Raw genomic sequence first — 22,729 nt, 5'->3', positions numbered from 1 at the left:
TTGGCCGGACATTTTTTGTAATTAATTATTTGAAATTGATATTATTTTGACAACCAGATCGGTTCGTTAATATCATCTTTCCCTGCGAATTGTCTGTCGATCGCAGTTTTATAGTTCTCCGGATTGTACGTTCTTTCAGAAGTCGGATATTGCCAGCGAACTGCAATACGGCCCGAATTCCCAGTCCCAACACCTGTCATAAATTTGGGAAAACCTGTGCGTCTGAAATTGAAATACGCTTCACTCCCCGAGTTCATAAAGAAAGCAAGATATTTCTGCGTGATAATCTGCTCCAAACCAGCGGTTGTGTTTCCGCTATATTTAACCAAAGGCTGCGCATAATAATTATCAAAACTGAAATCTACATTGTAAGAAACAAAATCAGCTGCATCACGTCCACCTGTTTTTGAATATCTCATCGTATTCGCTCCATCCTTGATTCCGTAAAACTCCATAGAAGCTTTAATACCTTTTTGATACCAGGATTCTGCATTTCCGGTTGCCCAACCACGATTTATTCCCTCAGCAATATTAAAACACATTTCCGGATAACCGACGATAAATACATTTTCACCCGTGTAGTTTGAGTAATAACGTGAACGGCTTTGAAATGAATAAGCACCCGGAGCGAAACCAGTTCCATTGTCGATACCAGCCTTGGCCGACATATCCGCCAAGTCTTCGCCCGAACTGGCTCCTACAAAAGCAGTATAATCAGAAGGTAATTTTCCAGCTTTCAATTGAGCGCCAGCCGGTTCCGTTGTTATCATAACGCGAGGATCTTTACGCTCAGACAATAATCCAACATAGGTCGCCGCCATGTTCTGACGAGTCGCATCGTTCCCGAAATTATCCGGATTTGACGGATATTTATTGAAGTTGTTAGAAACGAATTCAAGGTTATCGGCCATTCCTTCCGGCAAAGGATATTTCGCCGGATTGGATAACATTTCAGCAAATTGAGCCTTAACATTCAAGCCAGCCTCTGATTCTTTTTTACTCAAACGGATCAACATTCTAAATCTGAATGCATTGATTACTTTTTGCCATTTCGCCAATTTTCCTGCAAAGTAGAAATCGCCTTGAACGTCTGTCTCTCCTTTTGCAATCAGAGAAGTTATTTCAGTGTTCGATTCGTCAAGCCATTTCAGTATCTGAATGTAAATATCCTTTTGCGAATCGTATTTTGGAACAAGATTGTCGCGGCCAAGCAGTGCTTCGGTCATCGGAAGATCGCCTGCACGGGCAGACATTTGATCCATGAAAAACGCACGGAAAAACTTACCCAAAGCACTGTAACCATTCACATCAGCAGCACCGGTTTTCTTTTGCTCCAATTCCATCTGAACGACATTTTTCAACGTCGAATAATGGTTAGTGAAAGCGGACCACTGATACTCATTGTTCCCGTAATAATTATAATTGATCGCATAATACTGGTTCCAGCGCATTTCTGAGCTAAATGGCTTACCGGTATTATTATACATATCCCATTCAATACCCTGCAAGATCAAAGATGCGGGTGCCGTAGTGGCGCGGTTTGGATCAACTTCCAACTCCTCAAAACTCTTCTCGCAACTTGTGAGAGACAAAGCGGCGAAAGTGAAAAGTCCTATTAATAATTTATGACAACGCATATAATAATATTTTAAAAATCTGTGTCTGAACTTTATTAAAATGTAAGATTTACGTTAACACCATAACGGCGCATCGATGGCGTTTGAGGACTTGATTCTCCACCAGATATATACTGGTTCAGGTCAATATCCTTTTTCTCAGCAAAATAAAGCAGGTTTCTTCCAACCAGCGAAACTGATGCTGAACGAAGAATTTTTGAGTTCGCCAACCACGCTGATGGAATTGAATAACCAATCACTACTTCACGAAGCATGGCAAATGAGCGGCTCATAAGGTTACCTTCTTCGGTATTGTAATAGCGGCTAACCCAGTCCTGAACATATTGTTTGGTAGTGTTTGGCGCAAATTGCAGCTCGTCCATGTTGGTAATATTTCCGTCTGTATCAAAGTTGAGTGCCTTGCCATTGCTAACCTGAACACCTTCGCCCAAATAGTTCTTGCTATCCGTTGCACCGCTTTTGAATCCTTCCCAGTCTTTCAAACGCGCTTCACCAAAAGCACCTTTTGCAAGCTCTGCGTTACGTCCTCCGCGGAAAGTTTGTTTTTGAACATAATTTGAGATCACACCACCGATACGACCGTCAACCTGGAAACTGAAACTAATGTTTTTGTATGCAAATTTGTTATTGATACCGAAAACAAATTTTGGATTTATATATCCAAGAAACTGATTAACAGGTAAGTATACCGGTCTGCCTGATGCGTCATTGATAATTTGTCCATCCGGCGTCTTAGCGAAAGCACGACCATAATATTTATCAAGTCTGTCGCCTACTTTAAGAAATGTCTCGTAATTGTTTACACCAGGATAAATCGTCTTCAATACTTCCTTGTAAGTAGAATAATTGGCAACTACGTCCCAGTTCAAACCCGTAGCACTCTTTAATGGAGAACCAGTCAAAGCAATTTCCCAACCGGTCTTCTGTGTATTGATACCATTTACCAAATACGAGGTATAACCAGTCGTAGTTGAAATTGGTAACGGATAAATTCTAGGACCTTCGTTAGAGATGAAATAAGTTACATCCAAACCAATCCTGTTTTTCATCACGCGAACATCAAGTCCCAGCTCAGTTTGTGAAGTTGTGCTTGGTTGTATATCCGGATTATTAAGCGTATTCGTGAAGTAGGCAGCTGGCGTATTGTTATAAGAAAAAGGTGTTGAATAAACCGCCGCATTTTGATAACTAGGTCCGCCATAAGGAGCATAATATTGGTCACCATATCCAATTGGATTATCATTACCCAAAGCCGGGGTTGTACCAATTGTTTCTCTTGTCAGACCATCCTTCACATTTGCATAAGATGCACGCAGCTTCAGGAAAGAAACCGCTTCCGGAATTGGAAGATAATCTGAAAGAATTGTGGAAGCAGCCACAGAAGGATAAAAGAATGTATTACTTCCGGCAGGCAATGTTGAAAGTTTATCAACTCGTCCGGTTGTTGAAACCGTAAAGAAATCTTTGAAAGAAAAGTCAGCAGAATAATAAGCTGAATTCACGCGCATATCCGAAGCAAAATTCGAAGTACGAACCGGGCGATATGAGTTGTTGAAATTATAAAGACCCGGCACGTTCAAATAATCCGTTGAACCGTATTGAGAATTATAAGAAAAATTACGAAGGTTTCCACCCGCCCAGATCTTTGCATTGAAACCTTCGAACAGGTTTTTGTCAAACTTCACAAGGAGGTCGGTATTGTTTTCAAATAAATTCCTGCGGTCTTCGCGGTAATCTCCACGGGCCTCTTCTCTTCCGTAAGAAGTTGCGGAATAAGGCATTTTTTCATTTCTGAACAAATTCCAGGTAGTAACCTGCGTTCTTAAAGTTGCTTCAAGAAAATCGTTCACCTTGTATGTCATGGCTGCCTGTCCAACGATATCCGTTTTCTGGTGTCCGCGAAGCCATTCATAACTCATGAAATAAGGGTTGTTATATCTTTGATATTCAGCATAAATCTGCTGAACACCTTCTTTTCCTGGCTGCCAGTAATTGCGCATATCATCCACATTCCAGTCGGCGCCAGCCCAGAATACCATATTATAAATGATCGAGTTAGGACCGTAATTTACGTCAGGAATGTTTGGAGAATACTGACGATTGTATTGCAGACTTGATTCAAATTTCCAGCGATCAGAGAATTTGTAATCCGCGGCGATGTTGAAGTTCGTAATGTTCAACTTCGTGTTTGGAACAATACCTTTTTGATAAATATTTGACACAGAAAAACGGATATTATGTTTTTCCCCTGATGCAGAAACCGAGACATTATTGGTTGATAAAATACCTGGTTCAAGAAAACGTTTCAGGTTATCTTTCCCGCGGTTTGTCCATGGTGTAGGAGAACGTACCTTTGTTACAGGGTCAACCGGGCTATCGTACTGGGTAATCAACTGACCCTCAAATCTTGGCCCCCAGCCTCCGTCATAATCACCGTCATTCAATCCGCCGCCTTTTCCGTCAACAAAAGCATAACGGCCGTGGTCACCAGGTCCGTATTCATCCTGCACTTTCGGAATCGAGTAAAAACCCTTATCCATCATTGTGGAAGAGTTGAAATCAACAGAAAATCCGCGTTTATCTTTTGTTCCTCTTTTTGTCGTAATAAGGATAGCACCATTTTTCCCTCTGAAACCGTAAAGCGCAGAAGCACTTGCACCTTTCAAAACAGAATATGTTTCGATATCATCAGGGCTAACATTCCAGGTATCAGAATTTATGGGAACACCGTCAACGACAAACAAAACGTCTGTGTTACCTCTAAGATTAATGTTTGGTCTTCTCAACAATTCCGAACTTGCTCCGATGGTAAGTCCGGCAACTTTACCGGCAAGTGCGTTGATCGCGTTTGGTTCACGCGCCTTAATTGTAGACGCACCATCAACGGTCTGAATTGCAACACCAATTCTTCTGACGTCTTTTTTGATACCCAAAGCTGTTACCACAACTTCATTTAACTGACGGTGATCTACCGACAATACAACGTCAATCACCGACCGGCCTTTTAAAGGAACTTCTTCCGAAGCGAAGCCAACGAAAGAATAAATAAGCGTAGCATTTGCATCAGGAACTGAGAGTTCGTACATCCCTTCGGCGTTGGAACCTGTTCCGATACTCGTACTTTTTACAACGATACTTGCCCCGGGAATGGCCTCACCGGTTGCCTTGTCGGTAATTTTTCCTTTTACCGTTATCTGTCCAACAGCCTGTAACGACCACATCAACAGAATAGTAAGGAATACCGATTTAAGATTGGTAAACAAATGGATCATAAATGTTTTGGTTTTACATTTGAAAAGCCCAAAGGTAAAACCCCAACATTAACCCAATATTGAAGTAATGTTAAGTATATGTAAACTTAATGAAGGCAAGAGCTTTGGAACAAAGCAATCTAATATAGAGCACAAGTAACTGAATAACAATAAATTAAATACAATATATTAAATTTTGAAAAAATAGAAAAGTTACTCATTGTTTACAATTTGATATACTATTTATTTACTAAATTGTCTAAAAGCAAGATATCAGTTACTCCGGGATCAAGCTACACACATGTATATACGTGACTAGTAAGTAAGCGAATAAATTTTAAATCACGAACGAAGAGCGACTATATTAAATTTTCGGCATACTTATAAGCACTGCCCGTATTCAATAAAAGAATTGTATCGTCTGGACTAATCCATTTATTTTCAAGCGCCTTTTTCATAGCCGGAAGCAACGCTCCGCCTTCTGGTGCAACAAATAATCCCTCTCTCCTGGCCAGCGTTTTAACACCTTCGAGTAGTTCGTCCTCAGACACAGAAATTGCAAAACCATTTGACTCGGAAAGTACTTCCAGTATCTGTCTTTCAGCGAAGGGAGACGGGACAGCCAACCCATTCGCCATGGAAGGTTTGGCCTGATAAGAAGATGCATTTTTGTGTTTTCCTTCGAATGACCATACCATAGGCTGACAGTTTTCAGTCTGCACGGCAATAAGTTTTGGAAATTTTCCCGCAATCCACCCGGCCGCTTTCATTTCGTGAAACGCTTTCCACAAACCGATAAGTCCTGTGCCTCCACCGGTCGGATAAAAAATAACATCCGGTAACGTCCAGTTCATTTGTTCCGCAATTTCAAAACCCATCGTCTTTTTTCCTTCCAGACGATACGGCTCTTTCATTGTTGAAACATCGAAATAGCCTTTTTCAGCTTTAATCTGAGCTACTAATTTCCCGCAATCATTTATAAGTCCGTCTACCAGAATTAACTCCGCACCGAAATATCTGCACTCTTGTTTAAATATCTCGGGCGTATGCCTTGGCATCACGACGGTCACTTCGATGTTGGCCTTTGCGCAGTAGGCGGCCAAAGCACCTCCGGCATTTCCGGCAGTTGGAACAATACATTTTGTTACACCCAACTCCTTCATTTTGGAAACTGCCACAGCCTGCCCACGCGCTTTAAATGAGCCGGTCGGGTTTAGGGATTCGTCTTTTAGTAATAATTTATTTATTCCGGTACTTTTCGCAAGATTTTCAAGAGATAACAGTGGTGTCATTCCCTCGCCAAGTGTCACTACATTAGCCGGATCCAGAACAGGAAGAAATTCAAAATACCGCCAAAGAGAGGACACACGATCTCTCAGGACGTTTTTATCAACTTTTTCGTTTAAATCATATTTAGCATAAAGCGGCGCTTTCCATCCGTCCTTCTCATTTTCACAGAAGGTTTGAATTTGTTTATGGTCAAATTTTTCTTTGCTGACTGCGCATTCAAGATGCGTTATATGAGAGGTAAGGGTCGTTGTGGCATGCATGATTTTCGGCGTAACTTTCGATCAAAAGTATAGGTTCAATCATATCAAAACCAATGCTATTTTAGTATACGCTATAACATTTCGTTATGACCTTGCAGTGCGAAACGAACAAATGCCTGAGCAAAAGGATCGCTTTCGGACCCATGGCGCTGAATAAAAAAGAATTGGCGACGGATACTCAAACCATCAATAAAAATCTGTTTTAATGTTCCGGCCGCCAGCTCCTTCTGAACAGAGCGTAAGGGCAGAAATCCGAGGCAATTATCTACCAACAGAAAGTTTTTCAAAGCCTCGGTTCCGCCCAGGGAAATATTATTGCGAAGATCCGACAGCTTCATCTGCACATCTTCCAGTGCAGCCTTTACAGAATCCAAAGTGCCGGAGCCACGTTCCCTAAAAGCGACTGGATAATTTTTCAGTTCTGCGAGTGAGATTGAGTTCCGTGACCATAACTCACTTTTTGGAGAACAAACGGCGACAACTTCATCAGATAGAAAATAACGGTAACTGACCGCGGTCGTTTTTGTCTGACCTTCGATAATTCCAAGGTCAATTTCATTATTTCCCAACGCCTTCAAGACATTTTCTGAATTTCGGTTTAATAATGTTATTCTAACATTTGGATGGCGCTGTCTGAAAGCGGATAAAATTTCAGGTATGATGTAAAGCGCCACAGTGGTACTGGCACCGAGTCGCAATTCTCCTTTTGCGTTGTATTCGTCAAGTTGCGTGCTTAATGCATAATCCAGCCTGATCTGGACTTCTTTTGCCTGCCGCAGATGATCCAGCAATAAATTTCCGGAAACCGTTAATTTGATACTATTTCCAACCCTTTCAAACAAACTCGTCCGATAACGTTCTTCAAGAGCCTTTATATGCCTGCTGATCGCAGGTTGACTCAGATTTAAAACCTGACTTGCCCGGGTAAAACTCAGGTGATTAGCCACTTCAAAAAATACTTCGTGTCGGAAAGAGATCATGGATTATCGAATGAGACTTTTCCAAAGGTATTTATTTTCAGGTTTTGAGTCATTGCCTATTTCCAACCAATTCATACGAATTTTTGTCCTGTTTTTAGTTGAATAACGAAATCCTAACCTTTTACGCCATGAAATTAACATTCGTCCTTTTTCTGTTACTTATCATGTTGGATAGCTGTAAGTCAGAGAAAGAAATTGCGCCAACAGAGATATGGTCGGAAGGATGTGTTTCTTTTAAGCCTGATAGTAAAGGTTTTCTCCTGTCCGGCATCTGCTGCGAATATGTCACAGTTTCAAAAATTAAGATAAAAAAGGACAATTCCTTTGTAACTCCGGCAAAATATTTCACTTACACAGGAGCAGGTTTCCAACAATCAGATGTCAACGTCACCGGCAAAATCTCAGAAGACAGGAAATCACTGGATTTGAGTTTCGAGGGACAAGGTGTTTCAAAAACATTTGCGCTAAAATCAGGAGGTCCGACGGCCTCATGTCTATGTGGTTGTGATTAAGTTGGAATACTTATGCAAACTTGAATGTAACCGAACATAAGAATTACAAGAATTAATTTCCTTAACCGTCTTAAACCTAACCAGTAATTGCGTAATTTTGAGACAAATACTCAACGTCTCTCTACATGAAAAATCTCGTTATATTACTTGTCACAGTAATTCTGTGCGCTAACTCCTGCAAATCAGATTCCAATACAGTCCAGGAACTCGCTCTACCTACCTTCTGGTTTGATGGTTGTTCTAATTTTGTGGAAAATGAATCTGGTTACAAACACGAAGGAAGATGCTGTGAGTGGGTGTCAATCCCCAAATTTGATCTAAAAAGAAATCAAACGTTTACAGTAGAGGGAAAATATAACCGATACACCCAATATTCAAAAGAAGACGTCACTGACAGACCTATAACTATTTCTGGAAAGCTTTCTCCAGATGGTAAAACATTAGAATTAAACTACGATGTTGACTCCGAACCTTTGCATTACGAAATGAAATCTGATGAAGTCTTAAAATTGTGCGACTGCACTTGTTATTTCAAATAAGCTACTATCTAAATCAACACACGTCCGACTTTCAACTTTCGCTCATATTATATAAGTCCTAACATGAAATTGTGACTTCAAAAAAATCAATAATAAATCACAATATAATAGTAAAAAACTCCGTAATTCGCTTTTTAAATGTGAACATTACACTTAATATTTAAAATGCGTTCAATCATACAAAAATTCAGTCTCCTTCTCCTGGCTTTTCCGCTCGCGGTATCTGCCCAGACGGGAAAAGGAAATTATTCCCTGGTACCTCTGAAAGACCTTTCTTCCTTCGAAAATAGTGGTTCGAACTGGGCTGTAAAAGGTGGCGTATCCATCCATCCGGCAAAAAATGAATCTGCAAAAACTCAAAATGGCGAGGGTGTATTGATTGGTACTGCTGGGACGGCAATCAATACCAAGATAAAAGCACAGGATCTTCGCATGTACGCGGAATTTATGCTTTCGCCAGGATCGGAAGGCAATATTATTCTTCCGGGAGGTCAGCGGATTCGACTGGCTGATCACAAGCAAAAAGAACCGAGCGCATTGACATCTGGATTCATCGGACAATTTCCAACTCAAAATGCGGCAAAAGCTCCGGGACTTTGGCAAAGTATAGAGCTGGCGTATGATGCTTCTGTATCAACGGTAAAGAATTCTGCCCGTTTAAATTCATTAAAATTAAATGATGTTATCATTCTTGAAAGTGTATACCTGCCGCTTTCCAAATCTGTAACCGACGCGCAGTCGATCGGACTTGAAGTAACAAAAGGTACCATTGCATTCCGAAACATCGGATACCAACTTCTGAATGATCGCAAACCTCTGACATTAGCCAACCTGAACTATAAACTATACTCAGACAAATGGGATTCGAAAGAATATTCAAAACTGGATAAAGAAGGTAAAACAACGAGTTTGACGCAGGAAGTTACGAATGGTATGCGCGAATTCCATTTGGTATATGAAGGAGAAATGGTGGCCGAAGAGGATGGCGACTATGTTTTCACAACAATTTATTCAGGTCCAATTTTCACACTGGATATTGACGGAAAAACGATATTTGAGGGCGGTGAGAGTACCTCGCAGGAATCGCACTCGGGTGCTGCAAATCTTACAAAAGGTACGCATCGGTTTAAAATCCATTATTCTCGTTTCCCATGGCGCCAGCCGGCTTTGGGGCTTCGGGTTCAAAAACCGGGTATTCGCCAATATGATCTTCATATCCTTTCTTCGCTACCAGAACCAGAGCCAAAGCCATATATCGGCGTGACGCCTGAGTTACGTCCTGAAATGGTTCGTTCTTTTATTCTTTTACCGGGAGAGAAATACAAACGCACACATTGTCTTTCTGTGGGAAGTCCGACAGGCTGGAATTATACAATGGATTTAAGTCGTGGTGCTTTGGTTCAGGCCTGGAGAGGTCAGTTTGCCAACGTAACCGAGATGTGGTATGAACGCGGTGAACCTCAGCTGCTTGAACCGGCTGGTCTTAAAGTGCCTGTTTCAGGAAAGAGTAGTATTGCAATTTTGGAAAATGAAAAGTCCTCTTGGCCAGATTCTGCAAACGTAAATTATCAGGGTTATTCACTTGATCCACAAGGTTTCCCATCGATTCGTTATGCGGTCGCATCTGCAACCGTTAGTGATCATATCACAGCGTCAACGGATGCGATCAACCGCACCATTGAGGTGAAAGGTAGTCCGTCAGGATCTTTATATTCGCTTCTTGCTTCCGGTAAGAATATCCAGATGATAGAAAAAGGACTGTATCAGGTGGACGATCGTTATTATATTCAAATTGACAAAAAAGCAAAAGTTGTACTTAGAACTTCCGGAGATAATCAGGAATTACTGCTGCCTGTTTCTGGTACGGCGAGTTATTCCATGTTCTGGTAAACGGTTTTAATCTTTTGTCTAAAAAATTTATATTCTAAGTAAATGAAAAATATAGTAATAACCAGTTTGCTTTCTCTTGGCTGTCTGGCTGCACAAGCACAAAACAAGGCAAAAACAGAAGATGACTACTATCGCATCATCACGATGCCGATTCCAAAAACAATCCAGATGGAAGTTGGCGGAATGGCCGTTTTACCTGATGGCCGCCTGGCAACGTCTACACGTCGCGGAGAAGTTTGGATGATTGGAAATCCTTACATGAAAGGCGACGGTCAGCCTACATTCCACCGTTTTGCTTCCGGTCTTCATGAACCACTAGGATTGTTTTACAGAGGAAAAGATATTTTACTGTCGCAGCGTGGTGAAGTCACCCGACTTGTTGATACCGATAACGACGGCGTTGCGGATGTTTATGATTCATTCGCCCGCTGGCCATTGTCAGGAAATTATCACCAATATTCTTACGGCCCGATTCCGATGCCAAACGGCGAGATGCTCGTTACGCTCAACCTTGACTGGGTTGGACGCGGAGCGAGCCAGTCAAAATGGAGAGGCTGGATGTTGAAATTGGGTGAAGACGGATCACTAACGCCTTATGCGACAGGCCTCCGCTCCCCTGCCGGATTCGGATCTTATAAAGGTGATATTTTTTATACTGAAAACCAGGGTGACTGGGTTGGTTCAGGTCGTATGACGCATCTGGAAAAAGGTGACTTTGCAGGAAACGTTGCAGGTCTTCGTTGGAGCAGTGAGCCAGGATCGCCCGTAAAATTGAAACCGGAAGATATCCCTGACACAGGAGAACCACTCTACGATGTGGCGAAAAAAGTGCCGGGTATCAAGCCGCCGGCAGTTTGGTTCCCTCATACTTTGATGGGTATTTCAACTTCTGATTTTAAGGAAGATACCACAGCCGGTGCTTTTGGACCTTTCCAGGGACAGCTATTTGTAGGTGACCAGGGACATAGTAAAATTATGCGTGTGGACATGGAAAAGGTCAACGGCGTATATCAGGGCGCATGTTTTCCTTTCCGTGAGGGTTTCGAATCCGGAATTATTCGTATGGTCTGGGGACTTGACGGATCGATGTTCGTTGGACAAACCAGCCGCGGATGGTCTGCAACCGGAAAAGAAGATTTCGGTATTCAGCGCTTAGTCTGGACAGGTCAAATGCCTTTTGAAATGAAAAGCATTCACTCGATGCCGGACGGTTTTGAAGTAACATTCACGTCGCCTGTTGACAAAGCAACGGCTTCAAAATCTGATTCTTATAAAGTAAACAGTTTCACTTATAAATATCACCACATTTACGGAAGCCCAATTATCAATGCCAACGAACTGGCGATCAAAGGAATATCAGTTTCGGAAGACGGACTACGTGCAAGAATTGTTCTTGACCCGGCTTCGCTGCGAAAAGGATATATCCACGAAGTAAAAGCCGAAGGCGTTCAATCGAAAGATGGTTTGTCGTTGCTTCATAATTTTGGATATTATACTTTAAATGAAATTGCGGGTGGCGCAGCTTTGACTGCCTCACAATATACAGCCAGCACTAAACCGGCGATGGACCACAGCACGCACACAGCGGCGGCTTCGGGTACTAAAACTGCGGAAACCAATTCAGCAAAACGTGTAACGGAAATGCCAGCTTCCTGGACGAACGGACCAGATCAGGTGATCAACATCGGAACCGTTCCGGGCTTGAAATTTGACGTCACCGAAATTCAGGTAAAAGCCGGAAGTCGTATCAGAATAAACCTGAACAACAATGACGATATGCTTCATAACCTTGTGATTACCAAGCCTGGCACTGCCAATGCAGTCGGTGAAGCGGGTCTGAATCTTGGTTTGAAAGGGACCGAAATGAACTACGTTCCAAAATCCGATGCAGTACTTTTTCATACCAACATCGTTGAGCCAGAAAAATCAGAATCGATTTATTTTGTCGCTCCAAAAACACCAGGTACCTACCAATATCTTTGCACATTCCCAGGACATTACACCTTAATGCAGGGAAAATTAAAAGTTGTAAAGTAATTCAAAAACAGCCCGCATTTCTGCGGGCTGTTTTACTTATGTTTAATTGCTTCCGAAATACTATTCCAAATCTTCTTTAAAATAATCAAAATACACAGGAGATAAAGGAACAGCTCGTCTTTAATATGATAATTTACTGATTTATTTAAACAATATCTATCTTTTTGAATTGAATAATGCAGTAGATATATCCCCTAATTCGACCGACATCAATGTCAGTTTATGGCTTAAATTCAAGTCAGGCGACGCCGTAGCTTTCGGAGAGTTATCGCAGATGCACTATCGTACACTGTACAATTACGCCACCAAATTCTCATCCGATTCAGAATTTATCCGGGATTGTATCCAGGAATTATACCTGGAATTATGGGAACGAAGAACATTTCTGTCGGAGACAGCTTTTGTAAAATCCTACCTCCTCAAAGCTTTACGTCATAAGCTTATCAAAGAAAGCGTTCGCTTGAAACGATTTAAAGAACCAAAAGAATTATTGTTCGATGCCGATGGGTCCGATCTTTCGATCGAGTCGCGTATTATTGAAAACGAACACCTAAAACATCAGATCAAGAGACTGAACTCAATTATTGCCCGTCTTTCCAAACGCCAGCAGGAAATTATCTATCTCCGTTTCTACCAAAATCTTGAAAACGAAGATATTTCTCATGTCATGAATCTTGGCCGCCAGAGCGTTTCCAACCTTCTCTACCGTACCATTAAAGAAATAAAAGAAATTTGGATGCCTGCTGAATTCTTCTGGGTACTTCTTTCAATCCTTCTCTACTGATTATCAGCGTCGCTCTTACTTAATATCATTATTTTAAAAATAATTTAACTTTTTTGGTTATCACTAACCAATATCGAGACATACATACTAAGAATGTAAAAATAGTGCAATGTGAATTTTAAATTGCATTATTTAGATAGCCAGAATCCTAAACCTTGAAATATTTATTGCGAAGATTTTATGATTGACTATAGTAAATATACCGTCGAAGAATTCGCCACAGACGAGCATTTCCGTCAGTGGATTCTTGATCCTTCTGAGGAGACAGTCGTATTCTGGGATAACTGGATAAAACAAAACCCGGATAAGCAGAGCACGATAAATCAGGCAATAGAGCTACTGTTGACTGTTTATGAGCGGTACAAGGACGACTTAACTGACGAGCAGGTTGAACAGGATATAAGTTTGTTGGTAGAACTGGCGGAAGCACAGATTGGTAATAGCCGGCTTTCAATATTTATTAATCCATTATTAAAAATTGCGGCAGTATTGGTCCTGATTTCAGGATTAAGCTGGTTTTTTTATTCTCAAAATTTGCGTGATAAAAACGTTGCGATGGTCAATGTCGAAATGATCACAAAAACGAACCATGCTGATAATGAAATGACTGTTCTGCTGAGTGATGGAAGTGTGGCCACTCTAATGAAAGGTGGTAGTTTAAGGTTCCCAAATAAGTTTGAGGGGGAATCCCGGAAAGTATATCTAAAAGGTGAGGCGTTTTTTGATGTCGCTAAAAACCCAGCAAAACCGTTCCTGGTTTTTGCAAATGAAACGGTGACCAAAGTACTGGGAACCAGTTTTTTGATCAAGGCTGTGGATACTGAAAGTACCGTAATGGTTGTAGTTAAAACCGGAAAAGTATCTGTTTATCCGGAGAAAGATTATGCGACTTTGTCAGAAAAAAACGACAGGGAAGTTGCAGGAGTTATTCTTAGTCCAAACCAGCAGGTTGTTTTTAACAGAAAAGATAGTCGGTTGGAAAAAGGTATTGTTGAAAATCCGGATATGCTGATACTTTCAACAACAAGTCAGGAACTTGTTTTCGATGACCAGCCTGTTGCAGAGGTTCTGCGAACACTAGGAGAAATGTACGGAATCGAGATCGTTTTTGATAAAGAAACGCTGGCAGGCTGCCCGATCAGTACCATTTTTAAGGAAGAAACGCTGAAACAACGCATGAACGCAATATGTCAGGCAATCGGAGCGACCTATGAAGTGGTTGATGGTCAAATAATCATCAATAGCAAAGGATGTTTACGATAGACAAAAATCTATAAATCAAAACCCAGTACTGCCACCATTAAAATTCCGCTCATGCCTATGAATTAAACGTCGACCACCATTTAAATGTAGAGTCAGTGGTGATTGCGCCACCACCGACTCAAAGCGTTCCCTACGCTCCACAGCGACATCTGAAAAAAGATGCAAGGGGATTTTTTTGTCCAATTTTTTTCAAGAATACTGAACAAAACAACCAAAATTATGAAAAAAAATCGACACCTGCTTCGGCTTATGTGTAGTCTTATGAAGATATCATTCTACCAATTATTGCTGGCCTATATCTTTTCGAGTATCGCCTCCGCAACGGTGGTAGATGCCCAGGAAATACTAAATCAGAAAGTTACGATTGAGGTAAATAACCAGGATATGAAAAGTGTCCTGACAAAGCTGAACAAAATGACTCAGCTCCGATTCACTTACAGTTCCGCCATTATTAACACACGGAAAAAGGTCACCATCAAGGCCATCGAAAAACCGCTCTCCGACGTTCTGGATGAGCTTTTACGACCAATGAACCTGGGTTATAAATTGGAAGGAAAACAGGTAATCCTGGTAAAGGGAGTGAATATGCCCAGCAGTTTGAGTAATGAAGCCGCCGGAAATACAGCTGCTGAGAGAAATATATCAGGTAAAGTTTCTGATGAAAAAGGTGATCCTTTACCAGGTGTAAGTGTTGTATTGAAAGCATCAAAAGTCGGAACAGCTACCAACGCCGAAGGAACTTACCAACTTAGCGTTCCTGATGATAATGCGGTTCTGATTTTTTCTTATGTTGGATATACTCCTGAAGAAGTCCAGGTCGGTAATCGTTCTACGGTTGACATTTCATTAAAGCCGGATGTCAGAAATCTTGAAGTGGTTGTGGTGACTGCATTAGGTATCAAACGTGATGCGAAAAAATTAGGCTATTCCACCGCGACAGTAAACACCGAAGAAATTACAAACAATCGTACAACGAATCTTGGGAATAGTTTACAAGGAAAAGTAGCCGGTCTGAACGTTTCACCACCTGCCAGTGGCCCTGGCGGGTCAACTAAAATCCGTATCCGCGGTCAGTCCTCGTTTGGCGGTAACAACTCCCCTCTTATCATAGTAAACGGAGTTCCAATTAATAATTCAAGCGTTTCGGCAGGTGGTTCGTCTGGAAATGGAACCGGAAACCCGACAGGTGGTTCTTCGGACGCGGGTGACGGTCTTCAAAGTATCAATCAGGACGATATCGAATCGATGACCGTGCTGAAAGGTGCGGCGGCGGCGGCTTTATATGGCTTTCGTGCGAAAGACGGAGCGATTATTATTACCACAAAAACAGGGAGCAAAAGCGCTGGCATCGGTGTGGAAATAAACTCAAATTTTCAAGCACAGGAAGCGCTTGATTATACGAATTTTCAATACGAATATGGCCAGGGAGAATTTGGCAAGCGTCCGACAACCGTGGCGGAAGCGCAGAGCTCAGGCGTATTTGCCTTTGGAGAAAGAATGGACGGCGCGCTTGCCCCGCAATTCGACGGGTCAATGCAGCCTTATTCTCCAAACAGAGACCGTATCAAGGATTTTTATCGTACCGGAACAAGCTTTACAAATTCAGTAGCACTTTCAGGGGGAAATGAGAAAGGAAACTTCCGGTTATCATTTGCCAACACGGACGCAAACGCGATCATACCAAATTCTGACTATCATAAAAAGATATTCAACCTGGGTTTGAATTATAAATTTAACGACAAACTTTCTGTTCAGCTGAACGCGAATTATTCTAACGAATATAACAAAAACCCTCCTCAGATCGGGATTCAGGACATGAATGCCAACACGACAATTTATACACTGGCGACGAGTATAGATGCCGACTGGCTGAAAAACCGCAAAGATCCAAACGGAAACGAGATGCCACTTTCGCGATTTACCAACAGGAACAATCCATATTGGGTGGCTTATGACCGTTTTGAAAATGTAAGGCGCGACCGTATTTTCGGAAATACAAGCGTGCGTTACGAATTCACGAAATGGCTTTATGTTCAGGGACGTATCGGGCAGGACTATTTTACACGTCCGTACAACTATAACCGCCCAACCGGTACACGTTCGATTGGCGCAGTTGCCACTGGCTTTAATGGATATTACTACCAGGACATATCCACTTTCCGGGAACGAAATCTGGACTTCCTGATCGGAGCAAATAAAACATTTGGCGATTTCGGTATTGACGTTACACTTGGAGGCAACCAGTTGCTTCAGGTGAGTGATAACGTGTCAACAGCCGTAACTAACTTCTACGTGCGTGATCTTTACACGATTGGAAATGGTCAGGTGAAAAACCCGAACTATAATTACAGCAAAAAGAAAGTGAATTCCATTTATGGTTCTGCCGAATTGTCTTTCAAAAACTTTTTGTATCTGAATGTTACGGGAAGAAATGACTGGTTCTCTACATTAAACCCGCAATCGAACAGTTATTTGTATCCTTCTGTAAGCGGTAGTTTTGTGTTCAGTCAGGCCTTTGCGCAACTGCCAAACTGGTTGAACTACGGTAAACTTCGCGCTGCATACGCGGAAGTTGGAGGTGACACGGATCCTTATTCAAACAACCTCTATTATGCAGTCAATGCAAATCCATTTAATGGTGTGGCGCTTGGAAACATTTCCAGCAACATCAGCCCTAACGCCAATTTGCGCCCACTAAAAGTAAAGGAAATTGAAATGGGTCTTGAATTCAGGATGTTTGACAGCAGACTGAATTTAGATATGTCGGTTTACCGCAAAAATACGGTCGATGAAATTTTGAACGTAGGCGTTTCCAATACGTCAGGATTTTCAGGAACGAAAGTTAATATCGGTAAGCTGCAAAATAAAGGAATTGAATTTCTGTTAACGATTGTTCCGGTGAGAGCTGAAAATATTTCCTGGGAAACCAGTTTCAATGCCAGTTACAACATCAGTAAAGTGATTGAGCTGGCTCAGGAACAGCTGCGGTTTGATGTGGGACAAGGTGAATTTTTCGGAATTGTTTCGCATGAGGTTGGCAAACCTTTGGCTTCCCTTCGCGGATTTGACTACAAACGTGACGATCAGGGTCGAATCATTACAGCCGGCGGCCTGCCTCAGCAAGGAAACCTTACCACCTTCGGAAGTGCCATTCCAAAATGGGTTGGCGCGTGGATGAACACGATCAATGTGAGAGGTTTCCGGGTATCCACACAAGTTGATTTCAAAGCGGGTTACAAAATTATGTCCAACTCCAATCTGAACTTCCTGCGTGAAGGTCTATCAAAACCTTCCCTGGTTGGGCGTGAAGATGGTGTGCTACTGGACGGCGTGAATGCTGATGGAAGTCCCAACGACAAACGAGTTGAAGCGCAGCAATTTTATACAGCCTACCGAAGCACAAACATCGCTACGCCATTCATCTATAACGGCAATTTCATTCGTTGGAGAACGCTTTCATTTGGTTATGATTTGTCGCGTTTTGTAAACAAATCTTTCATCAAAGGTCTGAACATTTCTGCGATGGTCAACAACGTTTGGCTGATTAAGAAACATATTGATAACCTGGATCCGGAAGCTCAGGTTTCTTCTTCGGATAATTTGCAGGGAATCGAAACGCATACGCTTCCTACCACAAGAAGTTATGGAATCAATTTGAATATCAAGCTATAACTTTTATTAAAGACAGATATGAAAAAGATACATATATACCTGACAGTTATAGGCCTTTTCCTGGGAGCGACCTCCTGCGACAACGGCTTTGAAGACGTGAATAAAAATCCGGTACTAGCAACAACGACCGATCCGGCTTATCTTTTCTCAAATGCACAATTCAGCTCAGCGCTGGCCACTTTTCATTACCAGAGCGAAATTGTCCAGCAGATTAATACACCTTACACGGGCGTGTTGGAAGGTGGAAATCATAATATCGTATTTGATCCAAACACCAGCGCAAATTTCAATGCTCTTTATCTGGGAACCGGTACAGGAAACGGCCCGGTAAATCTATTGGGAACGGTTTTAAGATTAACGCAGGACAATCCATTAAGAGCGAATATTTATCAGATGGCCCGCATCTGGCGCGCTTATGTATTCATGGTTTTGGTTGATACTTATGGTGATGTCCCCTATTTCGACGCCGGCAAAGGATATTCAGACGGAATAAATCTTCCAAAATATGATGACCAAAAACTCATCTACGACGATATTTTGAAAGAACTGGACGAAGCAACAAAAGCACTTGACGCCACCAAAAACATCGAAAGCGGCGATCTCTTTTATAAAGGAAATATTGCGCAATGGAAGAAACTGGGTAACTCCCTGCTGCTGAGAGCTGCCATGCGTTATACTGAAATTGACGAAGCAAAGGCAAAAACTTATGTACTGAAAGCCGTTGATGCAGCAAACGGCGGTATTATGACGTCAAATACTGACAATGCGCTTATTGCTTTTAACAGCACATTCAACAGTCCGAACGCAAACTTTTTCCAAGGAACTGAGCGTGGTAATGTTTATCTGGGAAAACCATTTGTGGATTATCTGAAAACGACGAACGATCCGCGAAGCAGAGTTATCGCTGTGAAATACGAACTCCCTGCCAATCCGCTTGCGACTGCCGGAAAAGAAGACACAGATCCCGCAAATCAGCAAGGGGCTCCATACGGATATAACGAATCAAATATTCTAACAGAACCAAACTATCCCGGAAAAAGCGGCGCGGCGTTTAAGTATTCACAACTAAACCGCCGGACGCTTGGAAAAATTGATGCCGCGGAATTTTTCATTACCTACTCACAAACGCAGCTTCTCCTTGCAGAGGCGGTACAAAGAGGTTATATCACAGGTGATGTGAAGGCTTTATACGAGTCAGGCGTGAAAGCGCATATGAACCAAATGACGCAATATGATCCATCGGCTGCTATACCGGCTGCAAGCCAGGATGCATATCTTGCTGCAAATCCTTTTTCAGCTTCTACCGCTCTTGAACAGATCAATACACAATACTGGATTTCTTCATTCCTGAATGGTTCAGAAGCTTGGGCTAATTTCAGAAGAAGCGGATTCCCGACATTGACAAAAAATCCATATCCCGGAGCTGATCCGTCGGTGAAAGATTTCATCCGCCGTTTGGTATACCCGGTTGTAGAAAAATCAGTTAACACCGTCAATTACAATGCTGCCGTAGCGCGCCAGGGCCCTGACGAACTCGGCACGCATATATTCTGGGATAAATAAAGTTTTTGTAAAAATACAACTGCAAGCGATCTGATCAGTCGCTTGCAGTATTCTGATCACCTATTTTCTTCTAACCTAATTTTCTTATGTTCAAAAAAACAAAACTGCTACCAGCGTTTTTGCTGCTCTCCTTTTTGTCCAATGCCCAACCAATTGCTCCGAATGTCGACCAGATCAAAGCCATGACCTCCGCCTGGAAAGGTGAGCGTTCGGCAGATGGCAGACCGAAAGTTTCTGATGCTATTTTGGCAAGATTGAAGAACATCTCAATCGAGGAGGCATGGGGCGTATTGCGAAACAAAGGTTATCAAAACCAGTATGAAGGTGAGTGGATCTTAATTCATCCGGATAGCGCTATGACCGGGCGGGTTGTTACAGCCCAGTATATGCCGCTCCGTCCTGATTTGCAGGATCTAATTAAAGAAACCGGAAAAAAAGAAGGTCGCAATCCAGCCGGTGGAACAAATTCCTGGCCGATTGATGTGTTAACGAACGGTGACGTTTACGTAGCCGACGGTTATGGAAAAATTGCTGACGGAACCCTGATCGGCGATAATCTTGGAAATTCGATCTATGCCAAATCAAAAAGGGGGACGATTTTTTACGGTTCCGTTCGCGACGTTGAAGGACTTAGCGAGATAAAAGGTTACAACGCCTGGATGAAGGGTTCAGATCCTTCTTATATCCAGCAAATGATGTTGACCAGTATCAACTATCCAATCCGAATCGGCAGAGCAATTGTTTTACCGGGCGATGTGGTATTGGCAAAAAAATATGGAACCATCTTTATTCCCGCCCATTTGGTTGAAGATCTGGTGATAACATCAGAAGTGACCGCGCTCCGCGACGAGTTCGGACACCAGCGACTTAGGGAAGGGAAATATACACCGGGAGAAATTGATACAAAATGGACTGATGCTATTTCGAAAGATTTCCTGAATTGGGTGAATGCCTATCCCGGCCGCTTACCAATGACCAAAAAAGAGCTTGATGATTATTTGAAAGAACGTAACTATTAAACAGCTGTCGGCTGTTAGTAATTAGCTATCAGCTTTTTGTAATAAATCCTAAATATCTTAATTATGAAGAGTATCTTAAATCAGATTATTACCTCTAACAAGGAAGTTGAAAAAGCAGAAAAGCTGGCTGTACAAGCAGAAATCAACAACCCGGCTACCAAAGACAGTCGCCGTAATTTTTTGAGAAAATCAGCAGTTGGCGGCATTGCCTTGGGCAGTTTTATGTCCATGTCGATCGAAGACACAGTCGCGCAGGCAACCTCGAAGGTCAACCGCGCTTCGAAACCTTCCGAGTTGAAAATTACGGATATCCGATATTGTGTGCTCCAAAACGTCGGCCGAACGCCTATTATCCGTATTGATACCAACCAGGGAATTTATGGTTTGGGGGAAGTGCGCGACGGAGCAGACGAACGTTATGCGCTAATGCTGAAAAGCCGGCTTTTGGGAGAAAATCCATGTAATGTCGAAATGCTTTTCAAAACCATCAAACAATTTGGTATGCATGGCCGTCAGGCTGGCGGCGTTTGCGGTATTGAAATGGCACTTTGGGATCTTTGCGGAAAAGCCTACAACGTTCCATGTTGGCAATTGCTCGGCGGACGCTATCGTGATAAAGTTAGATTATATGCTGATACGCCTGAATCTGACAATCTTGATGAATTTAAAGAAAAGATAAAATTCCGTACAGAAACCCAGGGATATACCTGGCTGAAAATGGATATTTCAATCGGGATGCTGAAAAATACTGTCGGCGGCGTGGTCAATAATAAAGTTTGGGGTGGAGGTTTTTCTCAGTGGTCTGGTGATTATCACTCCTATGCAAACACAAAACATCCTTTCACCGCCATCCAGATCACTCCTCAGGGTTTAGAACAAATGGCAAAAGTGGTGGAAGATGTTCGCGGTATTGTGGGTTATGAAATACCGATATCTTCCGACCATTATGGACACTTTGATTTGAATAATGCAATCCGTCTGGGAAAAGCGCTGGACAAATACAGATTGGCGTGGCTTGAAGATATGGTGCCATGGGAATATACTGACCAATGGAAACAAATTTCGGAAGCACTTGAAACACCAACATTGACGGGTGAGGATATCTACCTGAAAGAAGGTTTCAAACCACTTATCGAAGCGCGGGCAGTGGATATTATTCACCCGGATCTGGCATCCTCCGGCGGACTTTTGGAAACAAAACGTATCGGAGATTATGCCGAAGATCACGGAATTGCAATGGCCATGCACTTTGCAGGTTCACCGGTCAGTTTTATGGCCAATGTTCACTGTGCGGCTGCGACGCAAAACTTCCTTGCACTGGAACACCATTCCGTTGATGTGCCATGGTGGGAAAATATCGTCAAAACGACAGATAGCAGGAAACTTATTGAAAAGGGATATGCAAACGTCCCATTACAGGCGCCCGGACTTGGAATTGAGCTGGTGGATGAAGAATTGAAGAAACATTTGTCTCCAAAAGACAAAAGCTACTTCGCGCCAACCGATCAATGGAACGACAAACGCTCTCACGATCGTCTTTGGAGTTAGTCATGAAAAATGATAAATGCCGTTTGACAAAAATCAAACGGCATTTATTTTATGATTAAAAAGCCAAATCCTTCCCCAAGCTTTAAGCTAAAACCCAGCCGCTAAAAGCTAATCATGGTATTGCAGCAACTCAATCCTGTTCTCAAAAGGATCTCTGAACGAAAATCGCGTCCGGCCGATAATAGGTGTCAGATTTTTAACCGGAATTCCATGACCTTCCAACAACTGGCGGCATTCTTCTAAATTAGTCACCTCAAAAGCTGGATGACGTTCAGAAGCATTACTTCCCTGATCCGTCATTAAATGTAACTGGATATTCCCCATTTGATACCAGATCGCGCCACGCAAATGAGGTCGTTCCGGATCAATAATTTCTTCCAAACCTAAAACCTCTTCATAAAATCTTCTTGCTTCTTTTTCTCTTCCCTCGGGAAAACAAAGCATCACGTGGTCAATCCGCTTAAAATCAATCTTCATAGTCGGG

Annotated in this window: 15 protein-coding genes; 10 read left to right on the top strand and 5 right to left on the bottom strand. The window is 42.2% G+C overall.

Translation table 11 applies throughout. The features are described from left to right. Positions 1 to 41 precede the first annotated feature (41 nt). The 4 genes from L0657_RS21030 to L0657_RS21015 all read right to left on the bottom strand — a co-directional run bounded on the left by L0657_RS21030 (position 42) and on the right by L0657_RS21015 (position 7,418). Entirely contained in the window at positions 42 to 1,637 is a 1,596-nt protein-coding gene (locus tag L0657_RS21030; protein WP_235152738.1) for a SusD/RagB family nutrient-binding outer membrane lipoprotein, read from the bottom strand. Positions 1,638 to 1,672: 35 nt separating this feature from the next. Next, entirely contained in the window at positions 1,673 to 4,909 is a 3,237-nt protein-coding gene (locus L0657_RS21025) for a SusC/RagA family TonB-linked outer membrane protein (RefSeq protein WP_310588295.1), read from the bottom strand. A gap of 338 nt (positions 4,910 to 5,247) precedes the next feature. Beyond that, a complete protein-coding gene (locus L0657_RS21020) occupies positions 5,248 to 6,438 on the bottom strand; it encodes a threonine synthase (protein ID WP_235152737.1) in 1,191 nt (396 codons plus the stop codon). Positions 6,439 to 6,509: 71 nt separating this feature from the next. Next, on the bottom strand, positions 6,510 to 7,418 hold the full coding sequence (locus L0657_RS21015; RefSeq protein ID WP_255718042.1) for a LysR substrate-binding domain-containing protein: 909 nt from the start codon (positions 7,416 to 7,418) through the stop codon (positions 6,510 to 6,512). 128 nt (positions 7,419 to 7,546) lie between these two features. Between L0657_RS21015 and L0657_RS21005 the strand changes: the two genes are divergently transcribed. The 10 genes from L0657_RS21005 (at position 7,547) to L0657_RS20960 (ending at position 22,245) form a co-directional block, all read left to right on the top strand. Further along, on the top strand, positions 7,547 to 7,930 hold the full coding sequence (locus L0657_RS21005) for a hypothetical protein (protein WP_235152736.1): 384 nt from the start codon (positions 7,547 to 7,549) through the stop codon (positions 7,928 to 7,930). A 125-nt stretch (positions 7,931 to 8,055) separates the two neighbouring features. Next, the gene (locus L0657_RS21000; protein ID WP_235152735.1) at positions 8,056 to 8,469 is read left to right on the top strand and encodes a hypothetical protein; all 414 of its coding nucleotides are present in this window, start codon (positions 8,056 to 8,058) and stop codon (positions 8,467 to 8,469) included. A 165-nt stretch (positions 8,470 to 8,634) separates the two neighbouring features. Beyond that, entirely contained in the window at positions 8,635 to 10,359 is a 1,725-nt protein-coding gene (locus L0657_RS20995) for a family 16 glycoside hydrolase (RefSeq protein ID WP_235152734.1), read from the top strand. A gap of 42 nt (positions 10,360 to 10,401) precedes the next feature. Next, entirely contained in the window at positions 10,402 to 12,396 is a 1,995-nt protein-coding gene (locus tag L0657_RS20990; protein WP_235152733.1) for a plastocyanin/azurin family copper-binding protein, read from the top strand. A 169-nt stretch (positions 12,397 to 12,565) separates the two neighbouring features. Then, positions 12,566 to 13,180: an RNA polymerase sigma factor gene (locus tag L0657_RS20985; RefSeq protein WP_235152732.1), complete on the top strand. Its 615-nt coding sequence runs from the start codon at positions 12,566 to 12,568 to the stop codon at positions 13,178 to 13,180. A gap of 180 nt (positions 13,181 to 13,360) precedes the next feature. Further along, a complete protein-coding gene (locus L0657_RS20980; RefSeq protein WP_235152731.1) occupies positions 13,361 to 14,443 on the top strand; it encodes a FecR family protein in 1,083 nt (360 codons plus the stop codon). Positions 14,444 to 14,662: 219 nt separating this feature from the next. Further along, complete coding sequence (locus L0657_RS20975; protein ID WP_235152730.1) at positions 14,663 to 18,115, top strand: SusC/RagA family TonB-linked outer membrane protein; 3,453 nt, start codon at positions 14,663 to 14,665, stop codon at positions 18,113 to 18,115. An 18-nt stretch (positions 18,116 to 18,133) separates the two neighbouring features. Next, complete coding sequence (locus tag L0657_RS20970; protein ID WP_235152729.1) at positions 18,134 to 19,678, top strand: SusD/RagB family nutrient-binding outer membrane lipoprotein; 1,545 nt, start codon at positions 18,134 to 18,136, stop codon at positions 19,676 to 19,678. 86 nt (positions 19,679 to 19,764) lie between these two features. Beyond that, entirely contained in the window at positions 19,765 to 20,697 is a 933-nt protein-coding gene (locus L0657_RS20965; protein WP_235152728.1) for an RraA family protein, read from the top strand. A gap of 63 nt (positions 20,698 to 20,760) precedes the next feature. Further along, positions 20,761 to 22,245: a mandelate racemase/muconate lactonizing enzyme family protein gene (locus L0657_RS20960; protein WP_235152727.1), complete on the top strand. Its 1,485-nt coding sequence runs from the start codon at positions 20,761 to 20,763 to the stop codon at positions 22,243 to 22,245. Positions 22,246 to 22,353: 108 nt separating this feature from the next. Here L0657_RS20960 and L0657_RS20955 read toward each other — a convergent pair whose 3' ends face one another. Further along, positions 22,354 to 22,722, bottom strand: a complete 369-nt coding sequence (locus L0657_RS20955; protein WP_235152726.1) for a VOC family protein — start codon at positions 22,720 to 22,722, stop codon at positions 22,354 to 22,356. Between the last annotated feature and the right edge of the window lie 7 nt (positions 22,723 to 22,729).

It is taken from the genome of Dyadobacter sp. CY345 (genome assembly GCF_021502725.1).
In the GTDB taxonomy this organism is placed as follows: domain Bacteria; phylum Bacteroidota; class Bacteroidia; order Cytophagales; family Spirosomataceae; genus Dyadobacter.
Note: the sequence above shows the minus strand (reverse complement) of the source record. Positions and strands in the feature narration are given on the sequence as shown.

Excerpts from the sequence above, each read along its gene's own strand:
- L0657_RS21015 (WP_255718042.1), bottom strand. The coding sequence starts at position 7,418 with ATGATCTCTTTCCGACACGAAGTATTTTTTGAAGTGGCTAATCACCTG.
- L0657_RS20970 (WP_235152729.1), top strand. The coding sequence starts at position 18,134 with ATGAAAAAGATACATATATACCTGACAGTTATAGGCCTTTTCCTGGGA.
- L0657_RS20960 (WP_235152727.1), top strand. The coding sequence starts at position 20,761 with ATGAAGAGTATCTTAAATCAGATTATTACCTCTAACAAGGAAGTTGAA.
- L0657_RS20975 (WP_235152730.1), top strand. The coding sequence starts at position 14,663 with ATGAAAAAAAATCGACACCTGCTTCGGCTTATGTGTAGTCTTATGAAG.
- L0657_RS20990 (WP_235152733.1), top strand. The coding sequence starts at position 10,402 with ATGAAAAATATAGTAATAACCAGTTTGCTTTCTCTTGGCTGTCTGGCT.
- L0657_RS21020 (WP_235152737.1), bottom strand. The coding sequence starts at position 6,438 with ATGCATGCCACAACGACCCTTACCTCTCATATAACGCATCTTGAATGC.
- L0657_RS20965 (WP_235152728.1), top strand. The coding sequence starts at position 19,765 with ATGTTCAAAAAAACAAAACTGCTACCAGCGTTTTTGCTGCTCTCCTTT.
- L0657_RS21025 (WP_310588295.1), bottom strand. The coding sequence starts at position 4,909 with ATGATCCATTTGTTTACCAATCTTAAATCGGTATTCCTTACTATTCTG.
- L0657_RS21000 (WP_235152735.1), top strand. The coding sequence starts at position 8,056 with ATGAAAAATCTCGTTATATTACTTGTCACAGTAATTCTGTGCGCTAAC.
- L0657_RS20995 (WP_235152734.1), top strand. The coding sequence starts at position 8,635 with ATGCGTTCAATCATACAAAAATTCAGTCTCCTTCTCCTGGCTTTTCCG.
- L0657_RS21030 (WP_235152738.1), bottom strand. The coding sequence starts at position 1,637 with ATGCGTTGTCATAAATTATTAATAGGACTTTTCACTTTCGCCGCTTTG.
- L0657_RS21005 (WP_235152736.1), top strand. The coding sequence starts at position 7,547 with ATGAAATTAACATTCGTCCTTTTTCTGTTACTTATCATGTTGGATAGC.
- L0657_RS20955 (WP_235152726.1), bottom strand. The coding sequence starts at position 22,722 with ATGAAGATTGATTTTAAGCGGATTGACCACGTGATGCTTTGTTTTCCC.
- L0657_RS20980 (WP_235152731.1), top strand. The coding sequence starts at position 13,361 with ATGATTGACTATAGTAAATATACCGTCGAAGAATTCGCCACAGACGAG.